This window comes from Variovorax sp. Soil_C_26, from assembly GCF_057657075.1.
In genome coordinates, this window is record NZ_JBDGJC010000009.1 from 13,254 (window position 1) to 29,950 (window position 16,697).

Sequence of the window (16,697 nt, forward strand, 5' to 3'; positions counted from 1 at the left end):
TTCAGCGCCGTGCGCCCGCCCGTTACGATCGCTCCAACTTGGCAGACCTACCTTCCGACCTTTCAGCCGATGCGGTCCCGCCGGGGCAGCAGCCCCCGCTGTGGCGCCAGCTGCAATTGACCGCAGCCGCGCTCGCGTCGATCCGCGCCGGCAGCTCGGGCACCGTCGCGTTCGAGTCCGTCGAGCCGGCCCTGCGCCCGGGCGTGCAGGCGCTCGGCTTCCAGGTGCTGCGCTGGCTCGGCCGCGCCGAGGCGCTGCGCCGCCATCTGGCCAAGCGCACACCGCCGCCGTTGCCCGACGCGCTGTTGTGCACCGCGCTGGCGCTGGCCTGGGATGCGCAGCATTCGCCCTACGAACCCTTCACCCTGGTCGACCAGGCCGTTGAGGCCGCCAAGCGCAACCCTGCCACGCGCGCACAGGCGAGCTTCATCAATGCCTGCCTGCGGCGTTTTCTGCGCGAGCGCGACGAGCTCGTCACCGCCACCGACCATGAGCCCGTGGCGCAGTGGAACCATCCGCGCTGGTGGATCGAGCGTCTCAAGCGCGACCATCCGCGCGAGTGGCAGCGCGTGCTCGCGGCCGACAACGCGCAGCCGCCGATGACCTTGCGCGTCAACCTGCTGAAGACCAGCGTGGCCGCGTACCAGCTGGCCCTGGAGGCGGTCGGCCTGTCGGCCGTGCCGGTGGGCGCCGCCGGCCTGCAGCTCGCACGCGCGCGGCCCGTGCACCAGCTGCCGGGCTTTGCTGCTGGCGAATGCTCGGTGCAGGACGCGGCCGCGCAGCTCGCCGCGCCGCTGCTGCTCGAAGGCATGCTGCCCCCGGCCGGTGCTTCCAGTGCTGCCGCACCGTTGCGCGTGCTCGACGCCTGCGCCGCCCCCGGCGGCAAGACCGCGCACCTGCTCGAGCTGGCCGGCCCCGCGGCCGTCGAGGTCACCGCGCTCGAGGTCGACGCGGCGCGCGCGCGCCGCATCGACGACACCCTCGGCCGGCTCGGCCTCTGCGCCAACGTCGTCGTGGCCGACGCCTCGCGCCCCGCCGCCTGGTGGGACGGCACGCCCTTCGATGCGATCCTGCTCGACGCCCCCTGCACCGCCTCGGGCATCGTGCGGCGCCATCCCGACGTGCGCTGGCTGCGCCGCGAGAGCGACACCTCGCAGCTCGCTGCGCAGCAGGCTGCCTTGCTTGCCGCGCTCTGGCCCCTCGTCCGGCCCGGCGGCCGGCTGCTCTATTGCACCTGTTCGGTGTTCAGGGAAGAGGGTTCGCAACAAATCGATGCGTTCCTTGCGCACAACACCAACGCCCGATTGGCGGGTTCGCCCGGCCATTTGCTCCCCCAAAGCGGGGCGATTGCCCGCGCCGTCCCGGACAATCCCTCAGGTGACCACGACGGCTTCTTCTACGCCCTGCTTGAAAAACAACGCCCGCGCTGAAGTCCGCGGCCGGCGGCGTGCACTGGCGCCCCTGGCCGCGCTGTTCCTGGCCTGGGCGCTGCTGGCGCTGCCGGGCTGGTTGCCGCTCGACGCGGCCGCGCAGGTTCGCGCCGCCCCGACCGTCACGCAGATGCGCCTCGAACAGGCCGACGACGGCGTCTACCTGACCGCCGCGGTGCAGTTCGAGCTGCCCGCGCTGGTCGAGGAGGTGCTCGACAAGGGCATCGCGATCTACTTCCTCGCCGAGGCCGAGGTCGTCCAGGAGCGCTGGTACTGGACCGACCGCAAGGTCGCCCAGGTCACGCGCCACATGCGGCTCGCATACCAGCCGCTCACGCGCCGCTGGCGGCTCAATGTGTCGCCTGTGCCGATCAACGGCACCGCGGGCTTCGGCGTCTCGCTGAACCAGAACTTCGACAGCCTCGCCGACGCCATGGAGGCCGTCAAGCGCGTCGGCCGCCTGCGGCTCGGCGATGTCGCCGACATCGGCGATGAGGCGGCGCACCAGGTCATGTTCCGTTTCCGGCTCGACACCTCGCAGCTGCCGCGTCCGTTCCAGATTGGCGTGGTCGGCCAGGCCGACTGGAACATCGTGGCCGAGCGCAGCGCCCGGCTGCCGGTGGAGAAGCAGCGGTGAGCATCGGCAAGCCGCGCAGCGCCGCAGCGGACACGCCCGCCGCGCGCCGCTCCCGCGCCCTGCGCTGGGCCGTCAGCGTCGGTGCCGCGCTCGTCACCGCCATCGGGCTCGTGCTGATGTTCCTGCTCGCGCAGGCCACCAACAACCGTGCGCTCTACGAGCGTTACTACGTGCGGCTGTTCGGCATCAACGTCGTCGTCGCGGTGCTGCTGGTGCTCGTGATCGGCTGGGTCGCGTTCCGCCTGCTGCGGCGGCTGCAGCAGGGCAAGTTCGGCAGTCGGCTGCTCATCAAGCTCGCGGCCATCTTCGCGCTCGTGGGCGTGGTGCCGGGCGCACTGGTCTACGTGGTGTCCTACCAGTTCGTCGCGCGTTCGATCGAGAGCTGGTTCGACGTCAAGGTCGAAGGCGCGCTCGATGCCGGCCTCAACCTCGGGCGCGCCACGCTCGATTCGCTCTCGGACGACCTCGCCGCCAAGACCCGCGTGGCGAGCGCCCAGTTGGTGGAGGTGCCCGACGCCAGCGCCGGCCTCGCGCTCGAGCGCATCCGCAACCAACTCCAGGCCAGCGACGTCGCGCTCTGGACGCAGACAGGCCAGTTGGTGGCCAGCGCCGGTACCTCGCGCTTCCAGCTCAGCCCGGAGCGGCCGACCATTCAGCAACTGCGGCAGGTGCGCGCCGACCGTGTCGTCGCGCGCATCGAAGGGCTCGACGAAACCGCCGCACCCGGCGCCAGCCTGCCGCCGGCCAGCGTGCGCGTGCTTGCGATGGTGCAGCGCCCCGGCTTCGACTTCGACACCGCGCCGCGCTTCCTGCAGGTCACGCAGCCGCTGCCGCCCGCGGTGGTCGCCAATGCGCTCGCCGTGCAGGAGGCCAACCGCGAATACCAGGAGCGTGCGCTCGCGCGCGAGGGCCTGCGTCGGATGTACATCGGCACCCTCACGCTGAGCCTCTTTCTGGCGGTGTTCGGCGCCGTGCTGCTCGCGGTGCTGTTCGGCAACCAGCTCGCGCGGCCGCTGCTCGTGCTGGCCGACGGCGTGCGGCAGGTGGCCGCCGGCGACCTGCGCCCCACCGCCGTGCTGCAGGGCAAGGACGAGCTCGGCGGCCTCACGCGCTCGTTCGCCGTCATGACCCAGCAGCTGTCAGACGCGCGCGGCGCCGTCGAGAAAACCATGGGCCAGCTCGACGCCGCACGCGCCAACCTGCAGACCATCCTCGACAACCTCACTTCGGGCGTCATCGTGCTCGACGCCAGCGGCACCATCCTGTCGACCAACCCCGGCGCCACGCGCGTGCTGCGGGCGCCGCTGGCTGCCTATGAAGGCATGCCGCTCGCCGGCGTGCCGGGCCTCGCCGAATTCGGCCAGAGCGTGCAGCAGCAGTTCGACGAGTTCCAGGTCGAGCGCCTGCAGCACGGCCTCGACCACTGGCAGCATGCGTTCGAGCTGCATGCCTCCGGCAACGACCTGCCGCCGCACCAGGACAGCGCGATCAACATCGTCGCGCGCGGCGCCGAGCTGCCGGGCGCTGCGCGGCTGCTCGTGTTCGACGACATCTCCGAGATCGTCTCGGCCCAGCGCGCCCAGGCCTGGGGCGAGGTCGCGCGTCGCCTGGCCCACGAGATCAAGAACCCCCTCACCCCGATCCAGCTCTCGGCCGAGCGGCTCGAGATGAAGCTTTCGGGCAAGGTCGCGCCGCCCGAGCAGGCCGTGCTCGTCAAGTCGGTCAAGACCATCGTCGACCAGGTCGACGCCATGAAGCGGCTCGTCAACGAGTTCCGCGATTACGCGCGTCTGCCGGCGGCCGACCTCAAGCCGGTCGACCTCAACGCGCTGCTCGTCGACGTGCTCCAGCTGTACCACGCCGAGAACGCCTCGGTCGCGCTGCACTCCGAGCTCGACGAGCGCTGCCCGCCCGTTCGCGGCGACGCACAGCAGATCCGCCAAGTCATCCACAACCTGCTGCAGAACGCGCAGGACGCCGCCGAGTCCGCCGCCAGCACCACCGGCCGCGCCGGCGAGGTCGTCATCCGCACCCGCGTCGGCGATTCGGGCCAGCGCGTGCGCCTCACCGTGCAGGACAGCGGCCCCGGTTTTGCCGAGCACATCCTCAAGCGCGCCTTCGAGCCTTACGTCACGACGAAAACTAAAGGTACAGGTCTTGGCCTCGCCGTCGTCAAGAAGATCGCCGACGAGCACGGCGCGCGCATCGAGCTTTCCAACCGCATTGTCGATGGGGCTGTAGCGGGGGCCCAAGTCTCGCTATCATTCGCAATGGCAAGCGGCTCGCAAACAGCGGTCGCTCACACCGAAGATCCGAATTCTTCCGCCACCTGAGCGCCCGCGAATGCCGCCGCGCGCAGGCGATGGAGTGATGAACCGATCGACGGGCGTACCGACACACCTTGCAGATACCGGCGCAGACAACAAGCAGCACTCATGGCAAACATTCTCGTGGTCGACGACGAGCTGGGCATCAGAGACCTGCTCTTCGAAATTCTCAATGACGAGGGCCACAACGTGGAGTTGGCGGAAAACGCCTCCGAAGCGCGCGCAGCGCGCCAGCGTGCCCGGCCCGACCTGGTGCTGCTCGACATCTGGATGCCCGACACCGATGGCGTGACGCTGCTCAAGGAATGGTCGGCCGCCGGCCTGCTGACCATGCCCGTCATCATGATGAGCGGCCACGCCACCATCGACACGGCGGTCGACGCCACGCGTATCGGCGCCTTCGCGTTCCTCGAAAAGCCGATCACCATGCAGAAGCTGCTCAAGAACGTGGAGCAGGGCCTCGCGCGCGAGAACGCCCGGCGCGTGGCCGCCGGCATCGTGCCGCCCGCCAGCGGCACCAGCCAGCCGGTCGCGATCACCACCACCGGCGACAGCCTGCTGATGGCCTCGCTCGCATCGGTTCCCGTGCCCGACGCCGGACCGCAGTCGACCCAGAGCTTCGACCTCGACCGCCCGCTGCGCGACGCGCGCGACGGCTTCGAGAAGGCGTACTTCGAGTTCCATCTCGCGATGGAGAACGGCTCCATGACCCGCGTCGCCGAGAAGACCGGCCTCGAGCGCACCCATCTGTACCGCAAGCTCAAACAACTTGGGGTCGATCTTTCAAGAGGCCGCAGAAGCGCTGTATAATTTAGGGCTGCACACCAAGGCCCGGTAGCTCAGTTGGTAGAGCAGCGGATTGAAAATCCGCGTGTCGGTGGTTCGATTCCGCCCCAGGCCACCACTCTTCTAAGCCCTTGATTCTTAACGGAATCAGGGGCTTTTCAGTTGGTGGTGCTTCGTCGGCCCCAGGCTACGCCCGCGTCATCCTCGCCGACAGCGCCGCCTGCGGCAGGTACGCCCCGGCCTCGCGCAAGGTCTCCACCAGCACCCGCGTGTCGAGGTCGCAGGCCGGCTGCCCGGTCGCGATCGACTGTGCCGCGGCGGTGCCCACTGCCTGGCCCATCATGTAGGCGGCCGATTGGGCGCGGATCGAGCCGTGCACCTTGGTGTCGCTCGAATGGCAGCGCCCCGCGACCCAGAGGTTCTCCGAGCCGCGCGGCACGAGGATGCTGTACGGAATGCCGACGCAGCCGCCGAGGCCGAGGTTGTCCTTGCCGTGAAAGTCCTTCATGAAGCGCTCGTACTCGGCCTTCGAGGTGTCGGTCGGATGCACGTCCGTCGGGCGGTTGTACACGGCGATCTGGTCGGCGAACTGGCGGCGGTTGCGGAAGTCCTCGATGCCGAGCTCGAATTCGCCGACGATGCGGCGCGAGTCGCGCACGCCCATCACGGGCGCGGTGGTCAACAGCTCGATGTCGGCGCAGCCCGGCACGTACTTGCGATAGAAGTCGAGGTACTCCACGGCCAGCTTGCGGCCGAACACCATCCCATCCGACAGGCTGCGGTTCGACAGCGGATTGAGGTTGAAGACATGGCCGGCGTTGAGCGTGGCGGTGCGCTCGCCGATCTTGTTCATGCCGGGCATGAAGCGGTCTTCCTGCGTGAACTGGCCGTCGTCGATGGCCTGCGGCAGCAACTCGCTCTTGGTGCGGTTCTTCACCGCGTCGATGCCGCGCCAGTCGGTGCCGTAGGCCGGGTCGTCCCAGTGCATGCCGCCGATCAGCGAGCACAGCGTGCTCGGCGCGACCGAGTCGGTGTCGCGCAGCACCACCTTGCATTCGACACCCGCAAGCGCGGCGAGTGCGGCATCGCCGGTGGCATCGACGAAGGCCTTGGCCTTCACGTAGCGCAGCCCTTCGACGTTGCTGAGCACCACGCCTTCGATGCGCCTGCTGTCGCCATCACCAGCGTACATCTCGGCCTCGACCACGCGCGTGAAGAAGCGCAGCTCCACGCCGGCCTGCAGCGCGAAGTCGTCGAGGATGCGCTTGAGGTGCTCGGGCTTGAAAGGCACCCAGCGGTTGAGCTGCGCATTCAGGAACTCCGGCACCACGTGCGGGCCGAAGGCCTTCTGCGTCCACATGGTCTCGAGCAGTTCTTTCATGAAGCCGCCGACCAGCATGCGCTCGCCGTCGGCCACCGGCCCGAACGACGCCACCAACCCCGAGGTGCCCATGCCGCCCAGGCAGCCGGTCGCTTCGACCAGCAGCGTGCGCAGGCCGAGCCGCGCGCCGCACACGGCGGCTGCGGTGCCCGCGGGGCCGCCGCCCGCCACCACGAGGTCGTACTCGGCGTCATCGACCGGGATGCGGCGGGCAAAGGAATGGGTCTTGCTGTCGTTCATGGAAAAAAAGGAAGAAAGGATGGAAGGAAATCAGTTGACCGGCGCGCCGAGCGGCTTGGTGATCGCGGCAAAGCGCCGGATCTCGTCCTGGATGAAGGCCTTGAACGCGTCGGGTCCCTGGGGCGCGACGTCGATGCCCATTTCGGCGAGCGCCTTTGCGATGTCGGGCATCGCGAGCACCGCGCCGATATCGCTGGCGAGCCGCTCGGCGATGGCGCGCGGCACGCCGGCCGGCGCGACGAAGCCGGCCCAGTTGACCGCCTCGTAGCCCGGCAGCGTCTCGGCGATGGTGGGCCAGTCGGGGAAGAGCGGGCTGCGCTTCGCGCTGGTCACGCCGAGCACCTTGAGCTGGCCGGCCTTGATGAAGATGTCGGCCGAACTCGCGACCGAGAAGCCCATCGGAATCTGTTTGCCGATGATTTCGGTGTACATCTTGGCCGCGCCGTTATAGGGCACGTGCTGCAGCTGGATGCCGGCCATGTGGTTGAGCATTTCTCCCGCGAGCTGCGCCGAGGTGCCGATGCCGTTCGAGCCGAAGGAAATGCCATCCGCAGGTGACTTCTTCGCGAGCGCGATCAACTCGCGGATGTTGCTGGCCGGAAAGTCCGCCGCGGCGACGAGCGCCACGGTGTAGTAGCCCACGCGCGCAATCGGCTGCAGGTCGCGCACGCTGTCGTAGGGCAGGTCCTTGCGCTGCACCGCGTTGATGCTGAGCGAACTGCCGAGCAGGCCCAGCGTGTGGCCGTCGGGTGCGGCGCGCACGGTTGCCTGGGTGCCGATCACCACGCCGCCGCCGGGCTTGTTCTCGACCAGCACCGACTGCTTCCAGCGCGCCTCGAGCTTCTCGGCGAACAGGCGCGCCAGCCGGTCGGCCGCGCCGCCGGGTGGCTGCGGCAGGTAGATGCGCACCGGTTTGCTCGGAAATCCCTGGGTTGGTTGTAACTGCTGCTGTGCATGCAGCGTGGGTGCGAGCGCGAGCATCGCTGCGGCCTGCAGCAGGCTGCGCCGCGTCGCGCCGTGGCGGGGGTTCATTGTCCTGTCCATTCGTCTTGTCTCCGGCTTGTTCTTCGAGCGAGACCATTGTTCTGCCGCGTTTCCCGCGCCACAAATGAAAAGACGTGTCCAGGCCTTAACCTTCGGTTATGTCCTTCAACGAGCCTTTGCAATGAACCTGCGCCACATGGAAGTCTTTCGCGCCGTGATGCTGACGGGCAGCGTCAACGGCGCGGCCGAGCTGCTGCATGTGTCGCAGCCTGCGGTGAGCAAGCTGCTCGCGCATGCGGCGCGGCAAGTGGGGATCACGCTGTTCGAGCGCGTCAAGGGCCGGCTCGTGCCCACGCCCGAGGCGCAGCAGCTCTACCAGGAGATCGAAAGCCTCTGGCGCGGCGTGGAGCGCGTGCGCGACGTGTCGCGCGCGCTGGCCGAACCCGAGACGGGAACGCTGCGCCTCGCGGTGTCGGCCAGCCTCGCGTCGTGGCTCGCGCCGCGCGCGGTCGCGCTGCTGTACGAGCGCTTTCCGCGGCTCCGGAGCCGCATCGAGGTGCTGGTCTCGCCGATCATGGTTGATGCGCTGCTCGAGCATTCGGCCGACCTGGCGATCGGGCTGCTGCCCAATGCGCATCCCAACCTGGTGACGGTCAAGAGCTATCAATGCGGCCTGGCCTGTGCGATGCGCGACGACCATCCGCTTGCCGCCAAGGCGGTGATCACGCCGGCCGACCTGCGCGGCCATCGCGTGATCACCTCGCCAGCCGGCACGCCCTATGGCCAGAGCCTGCACCGGGCCTACGGCAAGTCCGCGCCGCAGCTGCGGCTCGACATCGAGGTGCGCTCCGCCACCACGGCCTGCTGGTTCGCCCAGGCCGGTGCGGGCATCGCCGTGGTCGACCGCACCGCGGTGGCGGGCCAGTCGTTCAGCGGGCTCGCGGTGCGCCCGTTCAAGAGCAGCGAAAAGCTCGAGGTGCGCATCATCCGCAACCGCTACCGGCCGATGTCGGTGGTGCAGGCGGCGTTCTGCGCCGCGTTCGAGCGCGTGTGGAGCGAGGCCTTCAAGCCGCAGCCGCCGGCACCGCGCGCCACGGCGCGCTAACCGGCCTGCAAGACCTCGGCCGCAGCGGTCAGTAGGTCGTCCGGATGCAGCATCGCCTCGCGTGCCAGGCGCGCGGTCTCGTCCTGGTGCAGCGTGGCGCGCAGGCGCGGTGCGGTGGCGAGCGCCTGCCACACCGGTGCGAGCGAGGCATGCGGCGGCGCCGGTTCGCCGCGCGCAACGCGCTGCGCGAAAGCCAGGCTCGCGGGCTCGCCCAGCAGCACGGCCTTGCTTGCCGCGCTCAACAGCGCCTGCGGCTGCGGCTCGGCCGGCGCGGGGCAGCAATAGATCACGTGCGGCGGCAGCGCATGGCCGTGCGGACGGAGACGGCGCAGCGAGCCGCCGAGGATGTGCGTCGCGCCATCGTCCGACGCGAAAGCATAGGCGGTGCCGGCGTCCGCCTGCGCGAGCCGCTGCAAGCCGCGCAAGAGGCGCGGCAGGTCGGCGCTGACGGCCGCCGGCGAGGCCTTGATCTCGGCCAGCAGCACGAGCTCCGCGGCGCCCTGCTGCGCATCGGCGCTGTGCACGATCGCGGCGTCCCATTCTTCCTTGGCCTTGCTCGCTGCGCCCGGAAAGCCGCCCGGCGTGCGCAGGCTGCGCACCACGCGGTAGCTGCCGCCGTTGTGGCCCGCCATGGCGGCCCGGCGGTTCATCAGGTCGGCGATGCCGCGCAGCGCCTGCACGCCGGCATGCTCGGCCATCTCGCCTTCGCGCGCCGAGGCGCGGCCCTGGGCCGCGGCCGCATCGCTGCCGGCCAGCGGGCCGCGCCGCTCGCACAGCGCACGGTAGCGCTGCACGGCGTCGACGCGCAGCAGTTCGTCGCCGCGCACCAGTCGCTGCAGCGCGGCGTTCGCTGCCCGGAGCTCATCGGGCGCAGGCAGGGCTGCCATGGCCTGCGCGAGCTGCGCCCAGTCGCCCGCGGCGGCCAGTGCATGCAACTGCGCCAGCGCGTCGCGCGAGGCACCGGCCGGCATGCGCTGCAGCTTGCCGGGATGGGCCACGGCATCCGCGGCGCTGCGCACCGTGCGCAGGTCGGCCGCGCGCTGCCCTGACAGCCGCACATGGTCGCGCACGTCGCGGTCCTGCGCCTGCAACACCGCTGCCTTGAACGCCGGGTCGCCGCCGTCGGGCGCAAGCGCCTCTTCGATGAGGCGGGCCAGCGCGCGTGTGAAGAGCGCCTCGGCCTGCGCGGGCGACGGCAGCCGGCTTTCGCTCGCGGTGCGCACGGCCGCAATCGCAAAGGCCAACGCCGTTGCGGGGCCGGCCGCCTCGGCGGCTTCGGCATCGGCCGGCAGCGGCGGCAGGCGGAACCTGCGCGGTGCCGCCGCCAGCGCGGCCAGCAGAAGGGTGTCGAGTGGCTGCTCCAAGATGGGTCCGGAAGGGCTGAGGGCTGGCAGGCCGGGAAGAAAAAATCCCGGAACCGGAAGCATCGCACGCGCGGTGGGCCCGGCAACGCGGGGGCTTTTCCGTTGCTGCTTCAAACAGACACTTTTTGGTTACACTTCGGCCTCCCATGCGCGCACGCCGCTCCTTCCTCCATCGCCAGGCCACCATGCTCCTCATGGTGTTCTCGCTGCTGTTCGCACAGCTGGCGCTGGCGGGCTATGCCTGTCCGACCGAGGCCGAGGCTGCGGCAGCGATGGAACTGGCGATGGCCTCGGGCGAACCCTGCCAGGGCACCGACACGGCGCAGCCGGTGCTGTGCCACCAGTACGACGCCGACATGTCGCTGTCCTTCGAACCGGTGAAGGTCGCCACGCCGTCGCTGCCGGCCATCGTGCAGGTGCTGGCGCTGCCGCTCGTGCTGGCCGCCGAAGGCGATGCGCTGCCGGCACAGGCGCGGCCCGAGGCGCAACATCCACCGCCCGACCCCGTCTTTCTCGCGACCCGCAGACTGCGGGTCTGACACCTCCGTCGACTGACCGTTGCCGGCGCGGCATGTTCGCGCGCCGGCGAATGCCTCGTTCGTCCACGGAGTTTTCATGTCCTTTTCTCTTTCGCGCGCGGCCGCCCTGGCCGTGGCGCTGCTGCCGGGCATTGCGCCGGCCGCACCCTTGTCGCTCGAGGCTGCGCTGCAGCTCGCGAGCCGGCGCTCCGAAACCGCCCGCGCCGCCGAGGCCGGCCTTCAGAGCGCCACCGAGTCCGCGCATGCCGCGGCCCAAATGCCCGATCCCACGCTGAGCCTGTCGCTGCAGAACCTGCCCACCGAGGGCGACAGCCGTTTCCACACGGCGCGCGAGCCGATGACGATGAAGCGCATCGGCATCCGCCAGGAGTGGGTGTCCGCCGACAAGCGCGCCGCGCGGCAGGCTGCCGCCGATGCCTCGGTCGGGCGCGAACGGGTGCAGTTGCGGGCGGCCGCCGCCGACACCCGGCTGCAAACCGCGCTCGCGTATGTCGATGCCTTCTATGCCGGCGAGACGCTGAAGCTCGCGATGCTGGCCCAGCACCACGCCCATGAAGCCGTCGAGGCCTCGCGCGCGCGCCTCGCCTCGGCCGCGGCAAGCAGCCAGGAGGTGCTGGCGCTCGCGGTGGCGAGCGGCGGGGCGGAAGACGGCGTGGCCGAAGTCCGGCAGCGGCAGGACGCCGCGCGCATCGCGCTGCAGCGCTGGACCGGCGTGCCGCCCGATGCGCTGGCGGCGCCGGGCGTCCGGCCGACCCTCGCCGAAGAGGCCTATGTGGCGCGGCACCCGGCCGTGGCCGCGATGCGGCGCGAGGCCGAGGTGGCCGCGCGCAAGGCGGCGGCCACCGCTTCGGAGCGCGCACCCAACTGGACCTGGGAACTCGCCTACGGCCAGCGTTCCGGACGCGCCGACATGGTGTCGGTGGGCGTGAACATTCCGCTGCGCCTCGCGCCCGCCGAGCGCCAGGACCGCGACACCGCGGCCAAGCTGGCACTGGCTGGCAAGGCCGAGGCCGAACTGGCCGAAGCGGTGCGCGCGGCGCGTACCGAATACCGCACGCTGCAGGCCGATGCCGAGCGCCTGCGGCAGCGCATCGCGCGTTACCGCACGGCCGCGCTGGCTCCGGCGCAGCAGCGCATCGCCGCGGCCACCGCGGCCTACGGGGGCGCCCAGGGCAGCCTCGCGGCGCTGTTCGAGGCGCGCCATGCCGAGGTCGAGGCCGGGCGCCGGCTGCTTGCGCTCGAGCGCGAACTCGCGAGAACCCAGGTCCAACTGGCCTTCCGGCCGATCGATGCCGAGGAGGCGCAATGAACACCCAGGACAACCAGAACCAACCCAACGGCAAGCGCAACCGCGTCGTGGGCCTGTCGCTCGTCGGCGTGCTGCTGCTGGCATCGGGCGGCGCCTTCTACCTGGGCCGCCGCACCGCCCCGCCCGCGGAGGCGCCGATGGCCGCTGCCGCAGCGCCCGAGGCCGAAGCCGCTGCCATGCCGGACGAACGCAAGGTGCTCTATTGGCACGACCCGATGGTGCCCGGCCCGCGCTTCGACAAGCCCGGCCCGTCGCCGTTCATGGACATGCAGCTGGTGCCCATGTATGCCGACAACGGCGACGCGGAGGGCGGCGTGAAGATCAGCCCCGCCGTGCAGCAGAACCTCGGCATCCGGGTGGCCGAGGTGCGGCGCGTCGAGCAGGCGTCGACCTTCGATGCCGTGGGCACGGTGCAGTTCGACGAGCGCCTTGTCGCCGCGGTGCAGACCCGGGTGGCCGGCTATGTCGAGCGGCTTTCGGTGCGCGCGCCGATGGAGCGCGTGCGAAAGGGCCAGGCGCTCGCGACGGTGTTCGCGCCCGACTGGCTCGCGCCGCAGAACGAGTGGCTCGCGCTGCGTCGCGCGGGTGCACCGGCCGAGTTGGTCGCGGCGGCCCGCGAGCGCCTGCAGGCCCTGTCGATCCCGGCCGACCTGGTCCGGCAGAGCGAGAAGGCCGGCACCGCGCAGGCGCGCTACGTGATCGCCGCGCCGGTCGACGGTGTGGTGGCCGAGCTCGGCGTGCGTGAAGGTGCCGCGGTCACGCCTGGCATGACGCTGTTCCGCATTGCCGGCCTCGGCAAGGTGTGGGCGGTGGCCGAGATTCCCGAAGCGCAGGCGGTGCGCCTCGCGCGTGGCCAGAAGGCCACCGCCACGCTGCAGGCCGACGCATCGCAGTCTTTCGAGGGCACGCTCGACGAGATCCTGCCCGAGATCCAGCCGGCCTCGCGCACCCTGAAAGCGCGCTTCGAGGTCGCCAACACCAGCGGGCGCCTGGTGCCCGGCATGCTGCTGCGGCTTGCGCTGTCGGGGCCGTCCGTCAGCCGGCTCGTGGTGCCGACCGAAGCGGTGATCCGCACCGGGCGGCGCGCGGTCGTGATCGTGCGCAATGCGAGCGGCGCCTTCGCGCCGCGCGAGGTGACGCTGGGCATGGAGGCGGGCGATGACACCGAGGTGCTGTCGGGCCTGGCCGAGGGCGATCAGGCGGTGGCCAGCGGCCAGTTCCTGATCGACTCCGAGGCGCGGCTGCGTTCGGTGCTTGGCAACATGGCGGCGCCCGCCGCTTCGCCGCCCGAGGGAGAGAAGCGATGATCGCGGCCCTGATCCGCTGGTCGGTCGGCAACCGCTTCCTGGTGCTGATCGCCACCGCCTTCCTCGTCGCAGCCGGCTGGTGGTCGGTGGTGCACACGCCGCTCGACGCGCTGCCCGACCTGTCGGACACGCAGGTGATCATCCGCACGCCGTACCCCGGCAAGGCACCGCAGGTGGTCGAAGACCTCGTCACCTATCCGCTGACCACCACCATGCTCAGCGTGCCCGGCGCCAAGACGGTGCGCGGCTATTCGTTCTTCGGAGACTCCTTCGTCTACGTGCTGTTCGACGACGACACCGATCCCTATTGGGCGCGCTCGCGCGTGGTGGAATATTTGAACCAGGTGCAGAGCCGGCTGCCCGCGGGCGCGAACGCGGCGCTCGGCCCCGACGCCACGGGCGTGGGCTGGATCTACGAGTACGCGCTGGTCGACCGCAGCGGCACGCGCGACATCGGCCAGCTGCGTGCGCTCAACGACTGGTTCCTGCGCTTCGAACTCAAGACGGTGCCCGACGTGGCCGAGGTCGCGAGCATCGGCGGCATGGTGCGCCAGTACCAGGTGGTGCTCGACCCCGACCGCATGCGCGCGTTCGGCATCGCGCAGCAGACCGTGGTCGAGGCGCTGCAGAAGGCCAACCAGGCCGCGGGCGGCTCGGTGGTGGAGGCGGCCGAGGCCGAGTACATGGTGCGTTCGCGCGGCTACCTGCGCTCGCTCGACGACTTCCGCACCATCCCGATCGCACTGGCCGGCAGCACGCCGGTGCTGCTGCGCGACGTGGCGAGCGTGCAGGTCGGCCCCGAGATGCGCCGCGGCATCGCCGAGCTCGACGGCGAGGGCGAAGTCGCAGGCGGCGTGGTGATCATGCGCTCGGGCAAGAACGCGCGCTCGACCATCGAGGCCGTGAAGGCGCGGCTCGAAGCGCTCAAGCCGGGCCTGCCGCCCGGCGTGGAGATCGTCACCACCTACGACCGCTCGCTCCTGATCGACCGTGCCGTCGACAACCTGCGCGGCAAGCTGGTCGAAGAGTTCATCGTCGTCGCGCTGGTCTGCGCGGTGTTCCTGTTCCACCTGCGTTCGGCGCTGGTGGCGGTGGTGGCGCTGCCGATCGGCGTGCTGGCCGCGGCCATCGTCATGCACTGGCAGGGCGTCAATGCCAACATCATGTCGCTCGGCGGCATCGCGATCGCGATCGGCGCCATGGTCGACGGCGCGATCGTGATGGTCGAGAACCTGCACAAGCACATCGAGGCCTTCGAGGCCACCGAGGGGCGCGTGCCCGACGCGGCCGAGCGTTGGCGGCTGGTGGCGGATTCGTCGGTCGAGGTGGGGCCGGCGCTGTTCTTCTCGCTGCTGGTGATCACGCTGTCGTTCGTGCCGGTGTTCTCGCTCGAAGCGCAGGAGGGGCGGCTGTTCTCGCCGCTGGCCTTCACCAAGACCTACGCCATGGCGGCGGCCGCGGGCCTGTCGGTCACGCTGATCCCGGTGCTCATGGGCTACCTTGTGCGCGGTCGCATTCCGCACGAGGCCTCGAACCCGGTGAACCGTGTGCTCATGGCCGCCTACCGGCCCGTGCTCGAACTCGTGCTGCGCTTTCCCAAGGGCACGCTCGTGATGGCGGCGCTGCTGCTGGCCTCGACGGCGGTGCCGCTGTCGCGGCTCGGCGGCGAGTTCATGCCGCCGCTCGATGAGGGCGACCTGCTCTACATGCCGTCGGCGCTGCCGGGGCTGTCGGTCTCGAAGGCGGCCACGCTGCTGCAGCAGACCGACCGGCTCATCAAGACCGTGCCCGAGGTCGAGCGCGTGTTCGGCAAGGCCGGCCGCGCCGACACCGCCACCGACCCGGCGCCGCTCGAGATGTTCGAGACCACGATCCGCTTCAAGCCGCGCTCGGAATGGCGCGCAGGCATGACGCCCGAGCGGCTGGTGGAAGAGCTCGACCGTGCGGTGAAGGTGCCGGGGCTCACAAACGTCTGGGTGCCGCCGATCCGCAACCGCATCGACATGCTGGCCACCGGCATCAAGAGCCCCGTCGGCATCAAGGTGGCGGGCACCGACCTGGCCACCATCGACGCGATCGCCACGCAGATCGAGGCCGCGGTGAAGGACGTGCCCGGTGTCTCGTCGGCGCTGGCCGAGCGGCTCACCGGCGGGCGCTACATCGACGTCGAGGTCGACCGGCTCGCGGCCGCGCGCCACGGGCTCTCGGTGGCCGACGTGCAGGCCGTGGTCGCCACCGCCGTCGGCGGCGACAACGTCGGCGAGGTCGTGCAGGGGCGCGAGCGCTATCCGATCAACGTGCGCTACCCGCGCGAATTCCGCGATTCGCTCGAGCGCCTGCGCGACCTGCCCTTCGTGACGCCGCGCGGCGCGCAGCTGCTGCTCGGCGACGTCGCGAAGATCGAGGTCACGCAGGGCCCGCCGATGCTGCGCAGCGAGAACGCGCGGCTCTCGGGCTGGGTGTATGTGGACGTGCGCGGCCGCGACCTGCGCTCCGCCGTCGGCGCGATGCAGGCCGCGGTCGACAAGGCGGTGCTATTGCCCGCGGGCTATTCGGTGTCGTGGTCGGGCCAGTTCGAGTACCTCGAGCGCGCGACCGAGCGGCTCCAGCTCGTCATTCCCCTGACGCTCGCGGTGATCTTCGTGCTGCTCTACCTGCTGTTCCGCTCGTTCGGCGATGCCGCGCTCGTGATGGCGGCAGTGCCGTTCTCGCTGGTCGGCGGCTTCTGGCTGGTGTGGGCCATGGGCCACGCGGTCTCGGTGGCCACGGCGGTGGGCTTCATCGCGCTCGCGGGCGTGGCGGCCGAGTTCGGCGTGGTGATGCTGGTCTACCTGCAGAACGCGCTCGCGCGGCGCCTCGAGGCCGGCGAACCGATGAACCGCGACACGCTGCTCGAGGCGATCCGCGAGGGCGCCGTGCAGCGCGTGCGGCCCAAGGCGATGACGGTTGCGGTGGTGATGGCGGGGCTGCTGCCGATCCTCTGGGGCAGCGGCACCGGCTCCGAGGTGATGACGCGCATCGCGGCGCCGATGGTGGGCGGCATGGTCACCGCGCCGCTGCTGAGCATGCTCGTGGTGCCGGCGGCGTGGTACCTCATGCGCTGCCGCGGCCTGCGTGCCGCACGCCTGGACCGCGCCTTGCAACTGCATGCGCCCGGCATGGAGTGAGTCGATTTGTCCCTTGCGCGATCTGCGCAGGGGGCTAAGAATCGCGCCCATCCGGGGTCGGAGCGGACGCGACATTCGCCTACGCCGCCTTCCGGTGAACCCTCGCCCTGCGCGGCCGCGT

The 16,697-nt window shown here is 70.7% G+C and carries 12 protein-coding genes and 1 tRNA gene; 10 read left to right on the forward strand and 3 right to left on the reverse strand.

The genetic code is table 11. The features are described 5' to 3' along the window. Window positions 1-38: 38 nt before the first annotated feature. From rsmB to AC3A6G_RS22300, 5 genes are all read left to right on the forward strand, one after another. Complete coding sequence (gene rsmB, locus AC3A6G_RS22280) at window positions 39-1,430, forward strand: 16S rRNA (cytosine(967)-C(5))-methyltransferase RsmB (RefSeq protein WP_487874571.1); 1,392 nt, start codon at window positions 39-41, stop codon at window positions 1,428-1,430. Beyond that, on the forward strand, window positions 1,408-2,067 hold the full coding sequence (locus AC3A6G_RS22285; RefSeq protein WP_487861879.1) for a DUF4390 domain-containing protein: 660 nt from the start codon (window positions 1,408-1,410) through the stop codon (window positions 2,065-2,067). The genes rsmB and AC3A6G_RS22285 overlap by 23 nt, the downstream gene beginning before the upstream one ends. After that, window positions 2,064-4,400, forward strand: coding sequence for a sensor histidine kinase (locus tag AC3A6G_RS22290; RefSeq protein WP_487874572.1), 2,337 nt, complete (start codon window positions 2,064-2,066; stop codon window positions 4,398-4,400). The genes AC3A6G_RS22285 and AC3A6G_RS22290 overlap by 4 nt, the downstream gene beginning before the upstream one ends. A 102-nt stretch (window positions 4,401-4,502) precedes the next feature. Further along, on the forward strand, window positions 4,503-5,204 hold the full coding sequence (locus AC3A6G_RS22295) for a response regulator (RefSeq protein ID WP_487861877.1): 702 nt from the start codon (window positions 4,503-4,505) through the stop codon (window positions 5,202-5,204). 18 nt (window positions 5,205-5,222) lie between these two features. After that, window positions 5,223-5,298: transfer RNA gene (locus AC3A6G_RS22300), tRNA-Phe, on the forward strand. A 69-nt stretch (window positions 5,299-5,367) separates the two neighbouring features. On the opposite strand, the gene AC3A6G_RS22305 is transcribed toward AC3A6G_RS22300, so the two are convergent. Further along, complete coding sequence (locus tag AC3A6G_RS22305) at window positions 5,368-6,801, reverse strand: FAD-dependent oxidoreductase (RefSeq protein ID WP_487874573.1); 1,434 nt, start codon at window positions 6,799-6,801, stop codon at window positions 5,368-5,370. A gap of 30 nt (window positions 6,802-6,831) precedes the next feature. After that, window positions 6,832-7,833, reverse strand: coding sequence for a tripartite tricarboxylate transporter substrate binding protein (locus AC3A6G_RS22310; RefSeq protein WP_487874574.1), 1,002 nt, complete (start codon window positions 7,831-7,833; stop codon window positions 6,832-6,834). A 133-nt stretch (window positions 7,834-7,966) separates the two neighbouring features. Between AC3A6G_RS22310 and AC3A6G_RS22315 the strand changes: the two genes are divergently transcribed. Then, the gene (locus AC3A6G_RS22315; RefSeq protein ID WP_487874575.1) at window positions 7,967-8,890 is read left to right on the forward strand and encodes a LysR substrate-binding domain-containing protein; all 924 of its coding nucleotides are present in this window, start codon (window positions 7,967-7,969) and stop codon (window positions 8,888-8,890) included. Here the strand turns inward: AC3A6G_RS22315 and AC3A6G_RS22320 are convergent. Beyond that, on the reverse strand, window positions 8,887-10,254 hold the full coding sequence (locus tag AC3A6G_RS22320) for a hypothetical protein (protein WP_487874576.1): 1,368 nt from the start codon (window positions 10,252-10,254) through the stop codon (window positions 8,887-8,889). The genes AC3A6G_RS22315 and AC3A6G_RS22320 overlap by 4 nt on opposite strands. A 146-nt stretch (window positions 10,255-10,400) precedes the next feature. On the opposite strand from AC3A6G_RS22320, the gene AC3A6G_RS22325 reads away from it, so the two are divergent. From AC3A6G_RS22325 to AC3A6G_RS22340, 4 genes are all read left to right on the forward strand, one after another. Continuing rightward, a complete protein-coding gene (locus AC3A6G_RS22325; protein WP_487861872.1) occupies window positions 10,401-10,793 on the forward strand; it encodes a hypothetical protein in 393 nt (130 codons plus the stop codon). Window positions 10,794-10,869: 76 nt separating this feature from the next. Beyond that, window positions 10,870-12,102: a TolC family protein gene (locus AC3A6G_RS22330; RefSeq protein ID WP_487874577.1), complete on the forward strand. Its 1,233-nt coding sequence runs from the start codon at window positions 10,870-10,872 to the stop codon at window positions 12,100-12,102. Then, window positions 12,099-13,409: an efflux RND transporter periplasmic adaptor subunit gene (locus AC3A6G_RS22335; protein WP_487861870.1), complete on the forward strand. Its 1,311-nt coding sequence runs from the start codon at window positions 12,099-12,101 to the stop codon at window positions 13,407-13,409. The genes AC3A6G_RS22330 and AC3A6G_RS22335 overlap by 4 nt, the downstream gene beginning before the upstream one ends. After that, on the forward strand, window positions 13,406-16,576 hold the full coding sequence (locus AC3A6G_RS22340) for an efflux RND transporter permease subunit (RefSeq protein WP_487874578.1): 3,171 nt from the start codon (window positions 13,406-13,408) through the stop codon (window positions 16,574-16,576). The genes AC3A6G_RS22335 and AC3A6G_RS22340 overlap by 4 nt, the downstream gene beginning before the upstream one ends. The last annotated feature ends 121 nt before the right edge of the window (window positions 16,577-16,697 follow it).